26 protein-coding genes are annotated in these 19,069 nt (G+C 42.8%); 5 read left to right on the forward strand and 21 right to left on the reverse strand.

The genetic code is table 11. The annotated features are described in order from the left end of the window. Nucleotide 1: 1 nt before the first annotated feature. From CHH53_RS10145 to CHH53_RS10175, 7 genes are all read right to left on the reverse strand, one after another. The gene (locus CHH53_RS10145) at nt 2-829 is read right to left on the reverse strand and encodes a citryl-CoA lyase (protein ID WP_095216017.1); all 828 of its coding nucleotides are present in this window, start codon (nt 827-829) and stop codon (nt 2-4) included. Nucleotides 830-854: 25 nt separating this feature from the next. Continuing rightward, nucleotides 855-1,685 carry a sugar phosphate isomerase/epimerase family protein gene (locus CHH53_RS10150; protein WP_095216018.1) on the reverse strand — a complete coding sequence of 277 codons (831 nt, stop codon included), beginning with the start codon at nt 1,683-1,685 and terminating at the stop codon, nt 855-857. 64 nt (nt 1,686-1,749) lie between these two features. Beyond that, a complete protein-coding gene (locus CHH53_RS10155) occupies nt 1,750-3,024 on the reverse strand; it encodes a TRAP transporter large permease (protein ID WP_095216019.1) in 1,275 nt (424 codons plus the stop codon). A gap of 32 nt (nt 3,025-3,056) precedes the next feature. Next, a complete protein-coding gene (locus tag CHH53_RS10160) occupies nt 3,057-3,572 on the reverse strand; it encodes a TRAP transporter small permease (protein ID WP_095216020.1) in 516 nt (171 codons plus the stop codon). A gap of 19 nt (nt 3,573-3,591) precedes the next feature. Beyond that, entirely contained in the window at nt 3,592-4,593 is a 1,002-nt protein-coding gene (locus CHH53_RS10165) for a TRAP transporter substrate-binding protein (protein ID WP_095216021.1), read from the reverse strand. A 36-nt stretch (nt 4,594-4,629) separates the two neighbouring features. Next, nucleotides 4,630-5,676, reverse strand: a complete 1,047-nt coding sequence (locus tag CHH53_RS10170) for a Gfo/Idh/MocA family protein (protein WP_158221534.1) — start codon at nt 5,674-5,676, stop codon at nt 4,630-4,632. Nucleotides 5,677-5,734: 58 nt separating this feature from the next. Further along, on the reverse strand, nt 5,735-6,439 hold the full coding sequence (locus CHH53_RS10175; protein WP_158221535.1) for a GntR family transcriptional regulator: 705 nt from the start codon (nt 6,437-6,439) through the stop codon (nt 5,735-5,737). A gap of 105 nt (nt 6,440-6,544) precedes the next feature. Here CHH53_RS10175 and CHH53_RS10180 point away from each other — a divergent pair, with 105 nt between their 5' ends. Next, a complete protein-coding gene (locus CHH53_RS10180) occupies nt 6,545-6,865 on the forward strand; it encodes a hypothetical protein (RefSeq protein WP_095216024.1) in 321 nt (106 codons plus the stop codon). Between the two features lie 34 nt (nt 6,866-6,899). Here the strand turns inward: CHH53_RS10180 and CHH53_RS10185 are convergent, their stop codons facing one another. Continuing rightward, complete coding sequence (locus CHH53_RS10185; protein WP_095216025.1) at nt 6,900-7,280, reverse strand: hypothetical protein; 381 nt, start codon at nt 7,278-7,280, stop codon at nt 6,900-6,902. 709 nt (nt 7,281-7,989) lie between these two features. On the opposite strand from CHH53_RS10185, the gene CHH53_RS10190 reads away from it, so the two are divergent. From CHH53_RS10190 to CHH53_RS10205, 4 genes are all read left to right on the forward strand, one after another. Then, nucleotides 7,990-8,901, forward strand: a complete 912-nt coding sequence (locus CHH53_RS10190; protein ID WP_095216026.1) for a ParA family protein — start codon at nt 7,990-7,992, stop codon at nt 8,899-8,901. Further along, nucleotides 8,901-9,314, forward strand: a complete 414-nt coding sequence (locus CHH53_RS10195; RefSeq protein WP_095216027.1) for a hypothetical protein — start codon at nt 8,901-8,903, stop codon at nt 9,312-9,314. The genes CHH53_RS10190 and CHH53_RS10195 overlap by 1 nt, the downstream gene beginning before the upstream one ends. Before the next feature lie 239 nt (nt 9,315-9,553). Next, a complete protein-coding gene (locus tag CHH53_RS10200) occupies nt 9,554-10,054 on the forward strand; it encodes a nuclear transport factor 2 family protein (protein WP_143594487.1) in 501 nt (166 codons plus the stop codon). Between the two features lie 246 nt (nt 10,055-10,300). Continuing rightward, the gene (locus CHH53_RS10205) at nt 10,301-10,540 is read left to right on the forward strand and encodes a hypothetical protein (RefSeq protein ID WP_095216029.1); all 240 of its coding nucleotides are present in this window, start codon (nt 10,301-10,303) and stop codon (nt 10,538-10,540) included. A 44-nt stretch (nt 10,541-10,584) separates the two neighbouring features. Here the strand turns inward: CHH53_RS10205 and CHH53_RS10210 are convergent, their stop codons facing one another. The 13 genes from CHH53_RS10210 to CHH53_RS10270 form a co-directional block, all read right to left on the reverse strand. Beyond that, on the reverse strand, nt 10,585-11,373 hold the full coding sequence (locus CHH53_RS10210) for an N-acetylmuramoyl-L-alanine amidase (protein WP_233135026.1): 789 nt from the start codon (nt 11,371-11,373) through the stop codon (nt 10,585-10,587). A 51-nt stretch (nt 11,374-11,424) separates the two neighbouring features. After that, on the reverse strand, nt 11,425-11,694 hold the full coding sequence (locus tag CHH53_RS10215; protein ID WP_095216031.1) for a phage holin: 270 nt from the start codon (nt 11,692-11,694) through the stop codon (nt 11,425-11,427). A 55-nt stretch (nt 11,695-11,749) separates the two neighbouring features. Next, a complete protein-coding gene (locus CHH53_RS10220; protein ID WP_095216032.1) occupies nt 11,750-11,962 on the reverse strand; it encodes a BhlA/UviB family holin-like peptide in 213 nt (70 codons plus the stop codon). Between the two features lie 32 nt (nt 11,963-11,994). Then, entirely contained in the window at nt 11,995-12,801 is an 807-nt protein-coding gene (locus CHH53_RS10225) for a glycerophosphodiester phosphodiesterase family protein (RefSeq protein WP_095216088.1), read from the reverse strand. Between the two features lie 80 nt (nt 12,802-12,881). Further along, entirely contained in the window at nt 12,882-13,049 is a 168-nt protein-coding gene (locus CHH53_RS10230; protein WP_095216033.1) for an XkdX family protein, read from the reverse strand. Nucleotides 13,050-13,051: 2 nt separating this feature from the next. Next, nucleotides 13,052-13,489 carry a hypothetical protein gene (locus CHH53_RS10235; RefSeq protein WP_095216034.1) on the reverse strand — a complete coding sequence of 146 codons (438 nt, stop codon included), beginning with the start codon at nt 13,487-13,489 and terminating at the stop codon, nt 13,052-13,054. A gap of 11 nt (nt 13,490-13,500) precedes the next feature. Beyond that, nucleotides 13,501-15,477, reverse strand: coding sequence for a pyocin knob domain-containing protein (locus CHH53_RS10240; RefSeq protein ID WP_095216035.1), 1,977 nt, complete (start codon nt 15,475-15,477; stop codon nt 13,501-13,503). A gap of 2 nt (nt 15,478-15,479) precedes the next feature. Beyond that, nucleotides 15,480-15,752 carry a hypothetical protein gene (locus tag CHH53_RS10245; protein WP_095216036.1) on the reverse strand — a complete coding sequence of 91 codons (273 nt, stop codon included), beginning with the start codon at nt 15,750-15,752 and terminating at the stop codon, nt 15,480-15,482. Next, nucleotides 15,749-16,327: a putative phage tail protein gene (locus tag CHH53_RS10250; RefSeq protein WP_095216037.1), complete on the reverse strand. Its 579-nt coding sequence runs from the start codon at nt 16,325-16,327 to the stop codon at nt 15,749-15,751. The genes CHH53_RS10245 and CHH53_RS10250 overlap by 4 nt, the downstream gene beginning before the upstream one ends. Continuing rightward, nucleotides 16,314-17,357, reverse strand: a complete 1,044-nt coding sequence (locus tag CHH53_RS10255; RefSeq protein WP_095216038.1) for a baseplate J/gp47 family protein — start codon at nt 17,355-17,357, stop codon at nt 16,314-16,316. Before CHH53_RS10255 ends, CHH53_RS10250 begins: the two co-directional genes overlap by 14 nt. Beyond that, entirely contained in the window at nt 17,350-17,772 is a 423-nt protein-coding gene (locus CHH53_RS10260; protein WP_095216039.1) for a DUF2634 domain-containing protein, read from the reverse strand. The genes CHH53_RS10255 and CHH53_RS10260 overlap by 8 nt, the downstream gene beginning before the upstream one ends. An 11-nt stretch (nt 17,773-17,783) precedes the next feature. Then, nucleotides 17,784-18,092 (reverse strand): DUF2577 family protein, encoded by a 309-nt coding sequence (locus tag CHH53_RS10265; protein WP_095216040.1) that lies wholly within the window; start codon nt 18,090-18,092, stop codon nt 17,784-17,786. Further along, a complete protein-coding gene (locus tag CHH53_RS10270; RefSeq protein WP_095216041.1) occupies nt 18,089-19,069 on the reverse strand; it encodes an XkdQ/YqbQ family protein in 981 nt (326 codons plus the stop codon). Before CHH53_RS10270 ends, CHH53_RS10265 begins: the two co-directional genes overlap by 4 nt.

The following is a 19,069-nucleotide window of genomic DNA, read 5'->3' on the forward strand; positions in this document are numbered from 1 at the left end:
CTCACTCCTTTTGCGCGTCTTTCGGTATATCACCTGTATATCTGACAAGCTTCTCATCATTGGGGCAAGGCCCCTTGATCAAGGTGCCTTGCATCAATTCCTCATATGCATGTGCGACAATCCCCATTCCTCGCGAGAGGGAGAAGATACCTTTTGCCGCTTCTGCCGGAATGCCCAGTTCACATTGGATGGCCGCCGAGATACCATCGACATTGACCGTGAACTCTCGTTTTTTCACCGCCGACATGCTTTGCCGATAGTCTTCGAGAATTGCCAGATATTCTCCGCTGATCTCGCCGCTGTCGATCACCTTTTGCGCCAAATCGTACAGCCTCCCGACACGCGGATCCCGATCATGCAGCTGGTGGCCAAAACCAGGCAGCTTCTCCCCCGCTGACAGGAACTGCTGCAATTTGTCCGCTACAGCATTTGTATTGGAAGACAGCTCCTCCTTCGTTTCATATAAGAGATCCATTGCTCCTTCCACAGCTCCGCCATGAATATCCCCCAGCATATTGATGCCGCTGGCAACCGCCGAGTTAAAACTCACACCGCATGTTGCCGCCATCCTGGCTGCTGCTATCGATGGGGCTCGCGGTCCATGGTCGGCTCCGGCTACGAGCACACTTTCAAACAATCGAGCTTGCTGGTCGGTTAATTCCTTACCTATCAGCAGAAAGTACAGCATCTGGCTATAGCTGACATTTCCGATCAAATCTTCAATCCTTTTTCCGCGGAGGATGATTTGATTTTTCTTGATGTCACTGATTTCCGTTTCCCACCACGCTCCGCCATTCTTGTAATGCTCCAAAGCACTTCGTCTGCCCATATATTTCACCTCGTATTCTTGTATGCTAGTATATGTTCACGTCATCAAGGTTCAGACTGATATATTCCTTTGCCGACTGTAAGCACCTTCTTGCATATTCTTCGAAGCCTAAATTCCCAGACCGCCTTGAATGGGGTATTTCTAAAGAATACGGCACTTTCGGGATCTCCTGTAATATCTCTTTGATCGGGATCCCGCCCTCCCCGACGTAAAGGCGCTCCTCCCTCATGATCTGGATCATCCGCTCTTTTGACGCTGGGATTTCCTTCTCTGCATCACATAAATGAAACATATGAAACCAATCAGCAGGTATACCTTTGAGATCGTTTATATTTTCCTTCGACCGATGGAAATGATGAGCATCGATCATCAGTCCTGCGTTCTCCTGGGAGGCTGCTTGCAGCATGCCGACAGCCTGATTCAATGTGGCAATGGAGGCAACAGGGACGAATTCCAGTTCTATCGACAGATGATACGCCTTTGCCAGTTCACATAGCTCAATAAAACGTTCCGTTGCAAAGACGGCATCATCCGTCCAAACACTGCATAGCACATGCCGGGCACCCAGCTCCGCCCCGACTTCAAAGGCCGGTTCATACTGTTTCGGATCCATGCCATCCACTATTCTGGCAAGCTCGATATCCAGTACCTGCAGCCCAGTTTCCCGCAATGCTGTCTTTGTTTGTCTCAGCATCCTTCGGTCATTGGCCAAGTCATACTCTGGTTCATTCCTCAATCCCATAGAAATCGGTCTGATGCTTACAAAATCAAAACCCGCCTTGGCTGCGATATAAGTGAGGGTTGGAGGGGGACATGCCAATGCTGTCAGATGCGCCAATGAAAATTGATCCTTCACAGGAAATCAACCTTTCTGTTTGTTCATTCTTCTTAAGCAAGATCCGCCATTTGACCGTTTGATACTATCCACCCAATAGAAGCAGCGCTATTTCCGGAATGAGAATGATGAGAATCAACGCAAGCAGCATGACTGCGATATAAGGGACGATGGCTTTCGATATTTTCATGATCGATAAGCCGGATATTTCGCTGGCAACAAATAGATTGACGCCGATAGGAGGTGAGATGAAGCCGATGATCAGCGCCAAGATGATGATCAATCCATAATGTACCGGATCGAATCCCAGCTCGATTCCGACTGGCATCAATAGCGGGGTGAAAATGATGATCGCTGCCGTTGTATCCATTACCATCCCGATGAAAAGCAGCAAGATCACAATCAAGGAAATCAGGATGACAGGATTGTCGGAAATCGACAGCATTCCGCCGGCAATCTTGGCAGGCATCTGTTCAATGATCATGATTTTCCCGAATGCAGTGGCCGCTCCGATAATGACCATGATGGTCACTGTCATCAGCGCCGCATTCCGAAATACATCATACAAGTCCTTCAGGCGCAATTCTTTATAGATCAGCATGCCGGCGATCAAGCCGTACACAACTGCGACAACAGCTGCTTCCGTGGGTGTGAAGAAACCGCCATATATCCCGCCTAAAATGATCACAGGTACGATCAGCGCCCATTTTGCATCCCAGACAGCCCGTATCAATCGTTTAAAGGAAAAAGCTTCCCCGGTTCCGCTGTATCCATTCTTCCTGGCATAGAAATAGACATATAGCAGCATCAGGACAGCAATCAGAAGACCTGGCAGTATGCCAGCAATAAATAGATCACCAACCGAGGTCCCGCTTGCGACACCGTATACAATCATCGGGATACTTGGAGGCACGATAACTCCCAATGTTCCCGCTGCCGCGACGATGCCAGCTGCAAACTGCTTGCCATAGCCCATCTGAACCATTGCAGGAATCATGATTCCCCCCACGGCTGCAACAGTTGCTGGTCCAGATCCTGATATGGCCGCAAAGAAAAAACACGTTATGATCGTCGTCATTGCAAATCCGCCTTTTATATTCCCGACAACTGATTCAGCTACCTTGATCAACCGTTTGGAAAGCCCACCCCTTCCCATGATCTCCCCAGCCAAAATAAAGAATGGCACTGCCATGATCGGAAAGGAGTCGATAGAGGTGACCAATCCTTGAGCTAAAAATTCCAACGGCATATCCTGTGCGTATAGCAACGTAGCGATGGATGACAAAGCCAGTGCAATGCCAATCGGGACGCTTAACACCAGCAAGAGGCCAAAGCTGCCAAACATGATGATCGCAGACATTTCTCACCCTCCCAATATCATATTTCCGAGCATTATAATGCAGATGTTTGCTCTGCATCGGACAGCCCTTCCCTGCCGCGGAGTATATGGATTTGCTGCAGCAGCTGCTGTATGATCCGCCAGGATGTAAGCAGCATGCCGACAGGCGCTGCCAGATAAACCAACCCCATATTTATTTGCAAGGCCGGTGAACTCTGTCCCCACAGAAAAATCTGGGCACTGATTTTGCCGCCATAAATCAATAGGATTACAGCAAATGACAGAAACAGCACATTTACTATGATTTGGAGGATGACTCGCTGCTTCCCTTTCAACAATCGGTAAATGGCATCGATTCTTATATGCCGCTGTTTTTTCACCCCATAGCTTATGCCGATAAAGACAAGCCAGATAAAACAGTAGCGAGCCAATTCTTCCGACCAGCCAATAGATGATCCCAGGATAAAACGCATCATGATTTGTGCAGTGATGACGACGACCATGACAGACAGCAAAATGACCATCATGCATTCCTCCGTATATCGATTCCACCATCGGATAGATTTCATAAGAGCCTCCTTCTATCTATCAATCGGTTTCTGCCTCTATTTGCCTTAACCACTCATCTCCATACTTTTCTATATAGCTTTCACGAACCGGCATGGTTTCTTCCCGGAAACGCTCCAGTTCCTCTTCACTCAGTTCCGTTACCTTCATCCCCATCTCTTCGACAATGGCAAAGCTATCCTCGACTTCCTGCCGATTCATTTTCCGCTGCTCCTTTTGCACTTCGTCCGCCACGCGTTCCACTGCCGCCTGTTCTTCCTTCGTCAGTGACTCCCAAAAAGGCTTACTCACCATGAAAGGACTCGCATTGTAAATATGATTGGTGATTGTCAGATGGTCCTGCACCTCGTAGAAATGACTGTTTACCACATTACCCACTGGGTTCTCCTGGGCATCGACGGTACCTTGCTCCAGCCCAATATACAATTCGCCGTAGTTCATCGGCGTCGGGTTGGCGCCCAGTTCACGCCAAAGCTCCATATGCCACTCATTTTCCAACGTCCGGATATCGATTCCCTTGACATCGTCCACCGTGTCGATTTCACGTACATCATTGCTCAGCATCCGGAAGCCATTTTCCCAATAATTCAAACCGACTACGTTTTGGCTCTCCAATTCCTCCAACAGACGTTCCCCCACTTCCCCATCCAAGACACGGTAAGCTTCTTCCTCGTCAGCAAACAAAAATGGCAGCTCGAAAACGTTGAACTCATCGGCAAATTGTGCAATCGGTCCTGTCGACATCGATGCCCCCTGGATCGTGTTCAGCTGCATCCCCTCAAATACCTCCCTGTCTCCCCCGATAACGCTATTCGTATACACTTCGACATCAATGGAGCCATTCGTTTCCTGCTCCAGTTTCTCTTCAAACAAATAGAGCGCCTTACTCAAAGAACGGTCATCCGGAGTGGCATTTGCAAGGCGCATGACTTTCACTTCTTTTTCTGCTGAAGTCCCAATATTGCAAGCGCTTACAATAAGTCCCATGCTAATCAACGACAAAAATAGAAACAATTGCTTCATCCAATCCCCGCCTTCTCCTGAATGGAACGATTGTGTTTAACAACTTATAATCTCCCGAAGCGGCACACTTCTCTTCTCCCGAATGGACAGGTTGATGGCCTCCAGCACCTCCAGGGTCCTCAATCCCGCTTCTCCTGGTACGCGCGGAACTGCTTCCCCTTTCAATACATCTTCAAAGTGGGCTAATTCTGCCGCGATTGGATCCACAGTCCCCACCGGCAAGTATTGCGTTTCCATCAAAGGATGCTTCCAGCCATACGCTCCCTCCCTGTATTGGTAGCAGCGAAAGCTTGGAAAAGCCAAGCTCCCTTTTGTCCCGAAAAAGTGATAGCAATCCTCTTCATAAAAATGATAGATTGGATTTTCCTTTAGATTGAATTCATAAGACCAAGGAGATGGCACGCCGTCAGTCAGGAAATAATGGATGACCGTCCCATCTTCCGCCTCCAGAATTGCCGTGACCGCATCCTCCACTTCTGCCGACCGTATCTTATTCCGCCCGGCAGCGTAAACGCTTTCAATTTTAAGGCCGGTAACATAGAGTAAGTTATCCAAATCATGTATGCCATTGATCAACAGCGGACCGCCTCCTGCCTTCACCCGCCAAGCTTCTTTATAATAGTCATGATCCTTGGCAAGGGCCCACACCATATTCACCCCGATTAAATCTCCGATGACCTTGGTTTCCAGCAGCTGCTTCAAATGATTGATCTTAGCAGAGTAACGACGATGATGACCAACTAAAAGCTGCACCCGTTTCTCCCGGCAATGATCGATCATCTCCCGGGCTGCAGCCGTTGTATCGGCAATCGGTTTTTCAACCAGACAATGCAAGCCTTTATCTGCACAGTATTCCACAGCTTCCTTGTGCAAGTGATTCGGCAATGTAATAATGACTCCATCCAGCGAGCATGTATCGATCAGTTCCTTATAATCTTCATATAAAGGTACATCCAGCTCCTTTGCCCGCTCTTTTGCATCAGCGTTGTTCCCAGCTACTGCCGCCAATGTAAGACCAGCCATTTTTTTTGCCTGCTGTGCCAATGTGAATCCGTGGTTCAACCCCAATACAGCAATCTGCATCCTGTCCTTCTCCTTTTCGCATACTAGTATACAAGTCATTGGATGACACTATGCTCCACTATGGAGTGTGAGCTTCAAAATATGCGGCATACTTATCCATTATGCTGCCATAGTGACTGGCCGCTGTGTCGAGATGCTGATGAAGCCTCCGCACAGCTCCTTCTGCATCATTATTTTGGATCAGCGCAATCAACTCTTCATGATCACGAATGACACGGTCCATTTCCCTTGTCTCAAAAAATTCCAAATAACGGATTCGATTCACATGTCCCCGCACCTGACGTACGATTTCTCCCAAGGTCTGATTGCCGCATATTTCAAGGATTTTATCATGGAAAACCTCATCATAGCGGTAAAAGCCAACAACATCCACCCGTTCTGCCGCATCCCTTTGCTGGTCCATGATATGCCTTAATTCCGCCTTATAAGCACTGATCCTTGCATCAGCTTCATTCCATTTGACAGCAGCATCCATAAAAGCGACAGCTTCCAGACTCTTTCTGACTTGGAGCGCTTCCTGCACCTTTTTCTTCGATATATGCTTCACCCGGTTCCCCTTTTGCGGAATGATCTGCAGGAACCCTTCTGAAGCAAGCATTTGAATCGCTTCCCTGACAGGCGTTCTGCTCAGTCCCAGTTCCTCGGCTATTGCACTCTCATAAATCATCTGCCCCGGTTTGTATTGTAAGGTGATGACTTTGTCGTATAGATATTCATACACTTCATAAGCTAATGTCTTGCGCTGTACAGGCAGCTTGTTCATTTTGATCATCTCTTCATCATGGATTGTGGAAAACGATACTAGTATACATGTAATGGAATACGCTTCATGCTTCCACTGTATGCATGCATCCGGGATTAATTCCTGATGACAAGCAAGATCTTAAAAAAATTCCCGCAAAATATTTTGCGGGAATTCCAGCTCAAGGATATTTGTCAGACTCCAGAACGATATGCTACCATCAATAAAAGGAAAGGATTTTTATGGAAAAAGGAGGCGGTTACAATCAAGCATTTGGTTCCACTGATACTTCTGGCTGGCATCTTACCTTTAATGGCTGCAAACTTACCTCGCACCTTGGATGACTTATCCGCTCTCCTTTGGCTGCTATCGGCCTTATTATTCATCATCGTCATTTACATGGCAGTGAAAAGAGCAAAGGACAATCAAGAAAATACCCAGCGCTAAAGAGAAATGCTGGGCATTTTTAGTGCATTTAAGTTCACTCCGTGACTGCATCCCCCTTTTTCAACCCCGTTAAAATAGTGACCAGGATACTGCAGATACCAAGAATGACACCAAGAGCTCCGACAATGATGACGGCATTACTAGGAATCAATAAACCTGCCAAAATAAGACTAGAGAAAGCAAAGACGATAAAAACTTGGTAAATAGCAGAAACAATCTTCACCGCGAGATGACTGAAGAACGATAAGATGAAAGGCGGCAAAAACAGCAAAGCGATGATTCCAACATTCAACCAAATAATCATCGGTTCCTCAAACGAAACCGTATTCGGACCTGTAGGATTTGCAGCAGCCAAGAATAAAGCAGCAATTGCTAAAACGAAAAGCACAAACACCAAAGACACTCTTTTTAACATGAGAATTCTCCTTATTTCTATATTTACCAGAAAATGAGATACACTTTAATGTTGTACGCAGCCCTTATTGAAATGTTTCATTCTGTACCAATAGATTATTTCAATAGCCCAGCTCAAATCCGTTATTGCCTAAAGAATATAAACCATGATTTTGTCTTTGGATTTGCTGGATCATTGCTTGTCGAAACTGATAAGCTAGCTCTCAATCAAATTTAGATACAAAAAATAGCAAGGGGCGGCAAACTGACAGACCCTTGCTATCTCTATATTAAGCAGCGCGCTCGGAGGGATTCGAACCCCCGGCAGACGTGGTACCGGAAACCAATTTTTTATTATGAACAGATAACATAAGGTTTCATCACTATGCTTTTCCTTGTTTTAGCGCACGCCATACTTCATTAACTTACAATGCTTACTCCATATGTTGGCTCAGTATGTTAGCCTTTTGGTTTGCAATCAGGTTTGCAAACCAACTCTCAAATATTCTTAATCAGCGTATCCCTTTGAGCCCAAGCTTACACCGGTTCATGTCCTGTACTGCAGCGTTTGTCGCCTTGGCGGTTAGAAATATAGAGTATAATATAAAGAGACCGTTTAGACCATACAATTCACGAATAGGAATTTTATTACAACATATTATTTATTTTCCTTCAAAAATGTAAGATAATATAATAAGAAAAAATACCTATATTTGTGAAGGGGTCTTCAGATGAGTAAATCTATAAACATATCCATCATTAATATGAAAGGTGGAGTTGGTAAAACAACATTAACTATTAATATTGCAAACGAACTCTCAAAAAAGGGAAAAAAGGTTTTAGTTGTCGACATGGATCCTCAATTTAACGCAACGCAAAGCCTACTCTTATATAAAACTCGTCTCTCAAGAAGTTTAAATGTTAATAAAAATAACGAGGATGAAATAGAAATTAAAGAAGAAATAACTTCTTCTCAGCAATATGAAAGATTATCTAAAAATAGAGAAACAGTACTACAAATTTTCGGAGAAACTGATGTTAATAAACCTTTGCAAAATAAATCTCTAAAAACTAAAATTACAGATAAATTATTTTTAATACCAGGAGACCTCAAACTTACAAGAGAAGTTTCCGGTGATACTTCTTCTAAAGCCGGTGCTTTATTGAAACATTTAAGGGATAATGACTTGGAGGAAGAGTTTGATTACATACTGATTGATTGTCCACCCACTTGGTCCATTCTTACACACTCAAGTTTAGTAGCATCCGACTTTTACCTAATACCGAGTAAAGTGGATTTTTATTCTTCTATAGGTATAGAACTTTTAGAGGATACTATTAAAGAAAAATTAACAAATGATGTATTATATAGTTCATTACCTAATCAAGTTAAGAGGCTTGGAATTGTATTCACTTTAGTTCAAAGGAAGATTAGAGCAGAGGAAGAAAGAATTCTAAAGCTAAAAAAACAATTCCCTGATATAAACTTCTTTAATAGTGACTTACCTTATATGCCTTCTATACCTTCCAAGTTTGTAATGATTGAAGAGGCAAATGATAATCAAACATACGTACAAATAACCAATTCCATAGATCGTATTACTAGTGAACTGATAGGTAAGGTTGAGAAGGAGGTTAAATAATGGATAGTAAGCTATCAGAAATTCATTCAGATTTAAAAATTATTAATTCAAATAAGTTAAGTTCAAATCAAGGTCGACTTTTGCTGATGGGATTAACTTTTGAATTAATACAGAATAAACAATTATTCCCTAGAAATAATGATTTAAAAAACTTTATTAAAACTATTTACGAAGAAAACCTTGAACTTGAAAAGGAATATCGTGACTATCTATACTTATCTCGCACTTTATTAGGCTCAAGAGTGCTTAAAACGCTACTCATAAAAGATTACGATATGCTTCTACAAATAACCAATGATTTAATTGAGTTTTTACCATTTTCTAGCACCGAAAACAAATCTGTTTCCCCGAGGAATTCTAATAGCACTGATACAGATGAATGGGTAAACTTTTTGAGAGGTAGAAGTAATTGAATCTCAAGTATGATTGTAAAAATCAATTTGATATGTTTATCAGGGACTGCCATGCTGATATAAAAAAATCCTTTAACGACAGTCTATATAAAGTATTCTGCAGGATTTATACAGTTAACTACTTAAAAAACAGAATAGAAACAGAAAGATTCACACGCACTGAATATTTTAAAATCGTATTCTCGTGTTTGTTAGAATCTGTACAACTTTTAAAAAGCAATTACCTGAGAGGATCTGTATTGGTTTTAAGAAGTGCTCTTGAAAATTTTCTTAAACATGCAATTTTTACAGTTCAAGGAAATAGTATAAACATAAACGAGAAAAGTTATCTGGCAAATAAGAAACTATATGATAACTTAATTATTGATGAAAACCCTAACACACAAGAATATTCTACTTTCCTTCAATTACTAAACTCACAAATGCATAATTTATATCATAACATTTCTGGTATCTCTCATTCTTTAGTTTCTGGAAGCAGAGATAATATTCAGAGTTATTTTTCTGACTTGAGCCAAATAAACATGGAACATTTTAGGTCTACTCTTGATTTATTAGATAAAGCGAGTGATTTGATACTAGATTGGTTATTGATAATATGCCAGACTAGCCTAAAAAATTGGGAAAAAGAACACCTTAGTGAATTATTATCAGTTCCATTCGGGCCTAAAAGGAAAATAAGTACATACAAAAAACTTACCCATAAAGATTTTATTGAGGGTTTTAATGCACTAATATAAAATCAGTAATCTAATTCTCATATATTGCGCTAACTCAAATCTAACTCAGATTAAAAAGGGTTGCGTTAAGCTTTATATAAGAGAAGAGATGAGCAAAGAAATTCAGAGCAACCAGAGCTTCGAGAAAAATACAGACCCTATGATAATAAATAATTAACCCTTCCTCCGTGCAGGGTTGATTTTTTTATTCTTAATCACACCTTTCTTCACTCCAATACGATTATAGGAGTAAAAGGAGGAGATGAAATGCCAACACTAATCAGATTTGAGATGTACGGGGAGTATGTAAAAGCAAGAAATGAAATTGCAAAGGATCATCTACTTGAGTGGGTGATGTCTGAAGAAGATGATATTCCATTTCCAGAATTAACTCCAAAGCATCCATTGCTTAGAAAGTTCACACCGAGCGAAATTTTTAATTTCGAGGATCTATTTAGGAAAGATATGATGATCGTGCATCGGCCGAATCCATTGCTATCGTTATAAAGTAAAAAGCCCCCGCCGGATATTGGCAGGGGATTTTTTTGTCCTTATTTTACTTCCACATACTTGCTGGCAGCCGTGATATACAAACCGGATTTCAGCTTGTACATTTTAGAACCGCTGACCGTTAGCTCCTGGGCGATCGTGAAGGCTTCGCCAGGTTTTACCTTCTGGTACTTCGCGTTCCAGTCCGGCTTGTTGTATACCCATAGCCAACCATCAGGGTTATCTTTTACGATTACCATTTTGCCAACTGCGCCACCGCTGCCACTACCGCCACCAGGAGCTGTTGGTTTCTTTCCGTAGATTTCGCAAAGAGCATCAACCAATCCCCAAGCGGCATCAGATTTGAAAGAACTGTTTTTCAAGTCTGCCGCATCTTTACTGTTATCGATGAAACCAAGCTCAGTCAATACAGCTGCCATTTTAGATTCGCGCAGCACATGAAGATTTTTCTGCTTCATGCCGCGATCTGGCATGCCATATTTCCCAACCTTCGCTTTCATGTGCTTATGGATTGTGGCATGCATTTTACCAGTGGAGCTGCTTGCGCTTAGTGTAATATAACGATAGTCCTCGTATCCATGCCCGCCGCCCGCATTGATATGAATGGACAAGAAGAAATCAGCGCCCCATGCATTGGCTTCATTTGTACGCTGGGTGAGTGTTGGGTATGTGTCTCCTGTTCGGCTCATTTTAACCTCGAATCCGCTTGCTACCAAGCGGTCGCGTACTTTCTTAGCAATCTCAAGTACAACGTCTTTTTCTTTTAATCCATTTCCTTGTGCGCCTGGGTCTTTACCGCCATGTCCTGGGTCTATATAAATTTTCACCATAATAAATCTTCTCCTTTTTAGTAAATTAAAAAGGCTACCAATTGGCAGCCTTTATTTTTGGGGTTTGTTATAACTCAATACTTGCTTGCTATCGGTGACTCCGCCTGTTGTAGGGTCAATAGTGGCTTGATAAATCTGCGCTAAAACAGAAATGACTAGGTATGGATTACTTACAAAGTCCACGATGACTTTCCATAGTGTCGCCCAGCTGGTGATGTCTGTTGCTGTTAAATCTTGATAAGCTAGGACGGTAAAAACGACAGAAACCAGAAGCGGCAGTACAAAGTGAACGTTTTTAAAACGCACTTTCCAGTTAATCATTCAATCACCTCCTTTCAAGGAAATATGAAAGCCCGCCAGCTAGTCCTGACGGGCCTTATTTTAGATGTTGTTCAATGTCGTCTAATCGATCAATTACAACATCATATTTATCACTGAATTTTGCTAAAACATCATTCTGTGCATGAATCTGCTCATTTAGCTTGTCTTCCCGGTCTTTACTTGTACGCATTACATAGAAAAGCAGCCAGCAAAACAATACCGCAAAAGGTCCTTGAGTAACTAGATATTGTGTAATGTCCATCTCCATCCTTTCTCCCCCCTCTCAATAAAAAAGATCCATCATTTTGATGGATCCATTGTCTCTCTTGCATATTTTGGGTCGTTAGTGAAAGTGCCATCCACTTTCAACCCAAACATTTTCTCTGCTAACTCCTTTTCATCGTCATAGTAATAAGTGTGAATATCCAACCCATTATCATGTGCCATCTTTACAAGGTCTTTATCCGTACTCCCAGCATAAGTTCCAATAGCAAATGCAAACTCACTGATTTCATTCAATCGTTCTGGTGTAAGCTCCTGTATTTCTTTTTTGCGAAGCAAACGTACAAGCTGTATGTCCGGATCCTGGTCATGAATCTTTACCAAACTTGCCTCATCGAATGACTGAATAATTACATTATCATCATGGATTTTGTTTTCTTTTAAAATCTGCAACAACTGATCTTCCATTGTGATTTTGCCATCTACATTACTTCTGGTTTCAATATAGTATTTCACCTTGTTCTTATAATGAGAAGCGATGCTCCGCAGAGTTGGAACCTTCTGTCCATCTCCCGCATCCAAGGATTCAATATAATCCAATGTTAAATCCCTAACAAAACCTTCTCCGTCAGTGGTACGGTTTACATCTTCATCATGCATCGCGATTAATTCTCCATCTTTTGTTTCCCTTAGGTCTATTTCAATATAATCAGCGTCATCTTTGATTGCTCGATCATAAGAAGCAAAGGTATGTTCCGGTTCTAATTCTGATGCACCTCGATGCGCTATGATTAATGGATGATATTCTGTGCCAGAATCTGCACCACTAGCGAAAGAACAAGCGGATAGAAACAATAAACTACAAACTAGTAATAAATTCGTCATTTTTCTCATAATGCTACCAAACTACCATAACAAGAAAATTATAACAAGTTTATATTTGGTAGATTATCTAGTTCTATACTTTAGTAATCTTCACCAGTAATGTATTTGTATTGTTCTTTTTGAACCATTTCCTGCTCTACACCAGTTCGCAAATCATCTTTACTGCAATCCTTATACTCATATACCTTCTTTACCATTGCTGGGGTTGCCCAAGACTTAAACAAGGCACTAATCCAAAAGTTAGTCATCCCTATTTACTCCCTTCACTTAAAAGCTTGTCATATTTTATTAGTGTAAGTTCTTGACCAATTTGTTGAATGGACAGTTTTTGTTGTTGAAGAACCTCATCTTTCGCTAAATTCTTCAGCTTCTCTTCAGCCAACTGCCGACCAAGCTCATCTACACTTTGTTGTAACTCAATACTTCTGAGCTTCTCTTCCGCAAGCGCCTGTCCTAGTAAATCCTCATCAGAAGGTTGTGGTAGAGCTGGCTCAGGAGCGGTGCCTCCCTCTTGCCACTCGCCATCAATAAAAACAGGCAATATAAAAGCCAATCCGTCTTCACGAATTGGCTGTTTCCAAGTACTATTCTCTGGCAATTGATAGTTACCATCTTCATCTGGATATACTGTTATCCAGTCGAATAAATATTGTTTGGTCTCAGGTCCGTAAAGATGTGCTTTTCTCATTTCTCGACCTCCTAACTACTTGTAACAGTGAAATGTGTATCTATTGGATACCATTTTTCGGCGTCCCAAACGTCATCTGTATTATAGTCTACATAAACATTCCCATCTGGATTTATAATCCATCTAGCCAAGCGCGCTTTATAACCGTCCGTACTCGTATTTTGAATGAATACATGATCTTTTTGTGGTCTGCAATCGCCTGGTAGTGTTAAGCAAAGAAATTTTCTGTTTGTTATTCCTTTCAAAGCTCCCCTCAGGAAAACGTGGTCACCGATTCTCAAAACTTGCGGGGGAGCTGATTCGGTCCAAATCTGCGCACCTCCACGTGGAGTTAGATCCCGCCAACCTTCTTCCATGTTTCCAGCGGTTTGTAACCAGTCACTCCATACCCCCGCTGTCTTACGGCGCATAAACTCCGTTCTCGCCCCTGTCAGATAGGCGAGCTGAATGCCGTCGTCCGTGCCAGAGAAAATACTGTGCACGACCCCTCTTGCTGAACGTGGCGCATTGGATGCTGTACTACCAAATGATCTCCATCCAGTAGTGCTGGCGTCATTTAAGTTCATAAGATCCTGTAATCCATTGGAACCTAACCCCTCTGCTTGGAACGCCATTATGGCATTATTTTCAGCTTTATTAGCCTTAGATTGAGATTCTGCCGTTGTCTCCATCCTTTCCCAAGATGACCAGGTACCACTCTCTCTTGTTCTTGACCAGAATTCATCACGACGCCCCGCAATCTGGTAAGCGTACGCTGAACCGTGCTGGATATGCACTCCTATTACAACACTGCTTATTGGTCCGTTCATTGACCCTGAGTAGAAACCTGAAGTCGATAATGCATCCCAATCAATACCCGATCGCGCGGCAACTCCAAGGCCGTACTGCTGCACATAAGATTTAACCGTGTCAGCTTTTTCTTGCGCTCCGGCGGTTGTTTCGATAAATTCCGCAGTGCTTGAACCGTCGAGATTTGGATCCGTTCCGGTATCTATTTTCCAATTTCCATTTTTGTCAATCCCTATGTGACCGACAGCTCCATCATGTTCAAGTTTGACATTGGCATTGTTTGAATTGCCGCGTCGCTTGATATTTATAGGTGTGGGATCTGTCACATCAAAATTAAGTGGGCCTGACATGGTATCTCCCAACTTTGAGACACTTGCAGCTTTCGCTCGACTTTCAGCTTGATTAGCTTTAGATTGGGATCCATCGATTGTTTCAAAATCTTTATCATCCTTATTTACTACTCGAGCGCCCCTTATCACAGTTTTTCCGATGCTATCGGTATTGATATAGATATTATCATCACCGCCTCGATGGATAGTTCGTCGAATTTCTCCATTTGGAGACTTGTGTGATATTTTTTTATCATTATCAAGAATCAGATCACCGGACATCGTGCCACCGGTACGCGGGACACTTGCGTTTTTCGCATTAGATTCTGCCTTATCAGCCTTCTCTTGAGCTGCGGCTTCAGTTTCTGTTTTCGCCCAATCTCCCCAGCCGCCGTCTGCTTCCCTATACTTCCTTACCATGGATCGGATAACAGTGGACGATGACATATCATATATTGTTTGAACGGTTCTATTCGCACCCAGCTGCTCAGTCTCAATCAAAATAAAATCCCAAGGATAGCCTATGCTTTTACCTGTTCCGGTTTCAGCAATCGTTATACCCGTGGGATATTCGCTGTAATTAGCTGCAGCATCTCTTGCAGTAATTACGTTTATCTGTGTTGAATTTACTCTATGCGGATTATTGATATTATTTTTGTGACTATCAAAATCCTCTTTTGATGCTTGCTGTACGTCGTCTACGTTTCCTAATCCTACTTGCTTTTTTGTTACCCGATGAGGATTGGTCTGATCTTTCTTATGACTGTCTAACTCATTATGAGCATCATCAATCCCCTGCTCCCATCTATTCAGGTCATCTTCCCGAATCTCTGTATCCGGCAGCCAATCTGTCTTAGCTTCATACGCCATATTCACACCACCTCAAAAGAAAATCTAAAATCTAGTGTTCTGTTATCTTTCACATCCAGCTGCGAGCTACGTTCTGTAATAACCAGACCAAGTTCATCAAGTATTCTGATGCTATTTATCCGTGTGACTCCCTCTCGCCGACCGGTTAGTATAGTTACTTTAGTTCCCTCAAGCTCCTTGGAAACCATTTCAACCTCTTCTCCATTCAATTGAACCTTAGTGATACGATCAAAGAGGTCTTTTGCCACCCTTTCTTTATACTGACGGGTTATCATCTTAGTACCACCTCATTATTATCCAGTGTAACGGAGTAGCCAATCTTTAATTCCCTGACCTTTCTATACCGCCGCCGGTTTACAGTAACTTCATCAACAATCTGTATTGATTCATTGAGTGCAGCTCGTAATAGATAACCCAGATGCGCCGGCTTCATATCCTCAAGCGTCTGTATGATTTGTTTTACGAATTGCAAATCATCCACGTTCACGTCCACACTGAAACGGTATTGTTTTGGTAGCAGCCGCACCATGGCGCTTGGATTTTTCAGAAATCGATTGATTGCCTTCTCCAATGATAAAAATGTGACTGGCGGGATATTAGAAGCTTTGGCAAGTAACCGTGCTCTCCGCACCTCAATGTCATCTTCCGGATCCGGAATTACGTTGAGATTTTTTTCCCAACGCTGCAATCCCCAAGTGGCCGTGCTAATAAATAGCTGATCTGTAGCATCAAATATAGCTTCATTTTGCTTTTCAAATTCAGGTGCTTCAGCTTCCAGGATAATATTCATTTCTTTAATTTTACGAAGAAACTCCGGAAGGTAGGCTTGCATGTCATCAAACTTGCTCAACGATTGTCACCTCTCCCAGCCGCGGAATCTCTACATCTTCAAGCAATAGGTTTTCTGCTTTACCATTGATTTCAATATCCGCATAATCAGAAACAGAATCCGCATTGTAGACAATGTTATTGATTTGAGAAATCCGTACTACACTTTCCTCGAAGGCGATTCGTTTGAATAGCTTATTTACCTCGGATTCAATTTCAGCCTTAACCTCCGCGAGGGTCCGACCACCGACCGGAAGAACACTGGCGCTGATATTTATATCTTTCCACACGGCACTTTCCACGGTTACCTTAGCTCCAATCGGTGCCTCTCCCTCACCCATGGCAGGATCAGGATCGATATGATCCTGTACATTTTTTAGGAGCACATCAGAGGCTGGCTGCATATTGGCATCCGTGACCACAATTTTCACTGTGCCATCACCATCCCAAAGCGGAAAGACTTTAGCACGACCTACACCGTCTAGCTCTTCGGCCCATTGCTTATAATGCTGCTTATTGGCACTGACAGCTTCACGCCTCACCCTGACATAATATCTCTGCAATAGTGATTCATCTGTTTCTTCATCAGTACCAGGTACCAGCAGTTCCTTCAGAACCGCCTTTTCTAAGCCAGGTATAGTATTAATGGCTAACAGTTGCCGGTCTACAAAGTTTCCGTTTCCGACTGATCCCGCAGTTTCACACTGCAGAGTACCATCATCCAGAACAACGAAATATAAATTATCTCCATCCAGATAGAACCTGGTACCCTCGGGCACAGTCATGTTGAACTCCGCAGCCCGCACAGCCTTCGTCGCTTCGTTTCGAGTGACACCACCTTCAAGAGCACGCCGGTCCAAAAACTCCCCCTGCGCGGTATCTGCAAATACTTGTTCCAGCATGGTATCCAGCCAAACGTAGGACTGCGCTAATTCTGCAGCTGCCGGAGCTAATGCATTCCATATGACACTTCCTTCACGCTTATCGATGTCTGCCGGCACTCTTTCCAGCATGCGTTCCATGATTAATTCAAATGACTGATCTTCAAACATCTCCTATCACATCCTCTATTCCAATCACGCCTTCAACGCTGTGTACAGTGAAGCTCACGTGGTAGGCATCATCCACTTTCTCCAACACGAAATCTGATACTTCACTAATCCGGTCATCATACACAAGAGCTTCTTCTATCAACCTCGGTATTTCCATCTCCTTATAAGCTTCCGTGGTCTCTTTGTCTGATAGCAGCTCTTGCAATTCATTTCCGACATCATGACTATAGATCGGGTATGCATATCTCTCGGTGCGGAGTGCCATATATACAAATTGCTGGATCGCATCAATGCCAGTGATGACCTTATTGGTCAGCTCGCCAGTCTCAAAATCGATGTAATACGTTGAGGATGTTTCTATTGCTTCTGTTTCATCCTGCAGGTCTGTAAACTCCACCTCGGGAGATAATGCCATCCTAATTCCTCCTATATTCTGGCGAATAAAAAGAATGATTGCCCGCCAATCAGCGATGCAATCATTACTTTATCACCGTTATTAAGTTCACTTTTCATGCGCATTTTCTTTTCTTCCCCATCGATTTCTACCATGACAGCACGGTCTTTTAGATGATCAGCAACTGAAATCAAACCCTCAGGTATGACTAATTTGTTGTTTTCCCGCAATCTCACCTCAAGAGGACTTACACTAACAACTTCTCCAATTAAAAGATCTATTGGATTACCTGCATTTACAGCACCTTTTGCTAGAATTTTTATTGCATCTGCCATCCTCATGCATTCGCCCCCTCTGGTACAGTATTCTGTTTAACGACATCGAATGTCATCGTATGGCTGCTCCCTTTGAATTCATGCACATCATTATCAATCCAATAGTTACGATTGATACCCTCTTCCTTTATGATCACTCGTATTGGCATACCACTGACAGCCTCCGTAATTCCTACAGCTTTAATTCCTGACAGTTCTTCCTGAACACCTTTTTTCTGCTTCTGGAGGTTATTAGCTCGCTCTTGTAACTGACCGCTGTTTATATCATCAGTAACAGATTCCGTATACTGCAGCACTCCGAACTTCTTCTGATTCGAATTGTCGTTTGCTACAGCTGTATATGTTCGACCATCTTTCTCCATCCGAACTTTTACACGAGTAGCTGTATCCTCAATGGATGTTTTATAGCTGTAATCAATCAAGTTGTTACCTGACTCAATCACATATACCTCTGAGGGATCCGGCCATGCCCGCAGTCCCAACTTACCTTTTGTTGAGTACAACTGAAAGTTTCGTCCGTTTTGCTTGCGGCTTACCTTGTATGCCTGAAGCCAAATATCATAAAGCGACGTATCATTCTTAATCACTAAGGATTTAATGACATGTCCTGTATTCACCAAAGAAGTAAGTGGAATTTGAAAGTCATTCGCCATACGCCGGACAATCTGATCTGCACGCTGGTTGGAAAAGACATATACATCTTTATTTGCAACCATGTACTGCAACATGTCATATGCAACGAATCCCAGCAGCCCATCCTTTGGTGTCCGATTAAACACCGTTCCGCGAAACAGTTCAGTGCCTTTCCATTTAAAAAGAACCGTATCACCTTCATTTACGCTGTAGTACTTCTGTGCGCCTTGTTTGGTGACGATTTGAGCGGTTATTTTTCGCGGTGCTTTGTAACGCGCACCTTCCCAAGTCACTGTCTCAACAACCAGCTCCAGCCACTCGGTGTCTTTGACTAAAAACAGTTCAATCAT

Origin of the sequence: Terribacillus sp. 7520-G (genome assembly GCF_002271665.1) — a bacterium.
In the GTDB taxonomy this organism is placed as follows: domain Bacteria; phylum Bacillota; class Bacilli; order Bacillales; family Amphibacillaceae; genus Terribacillus.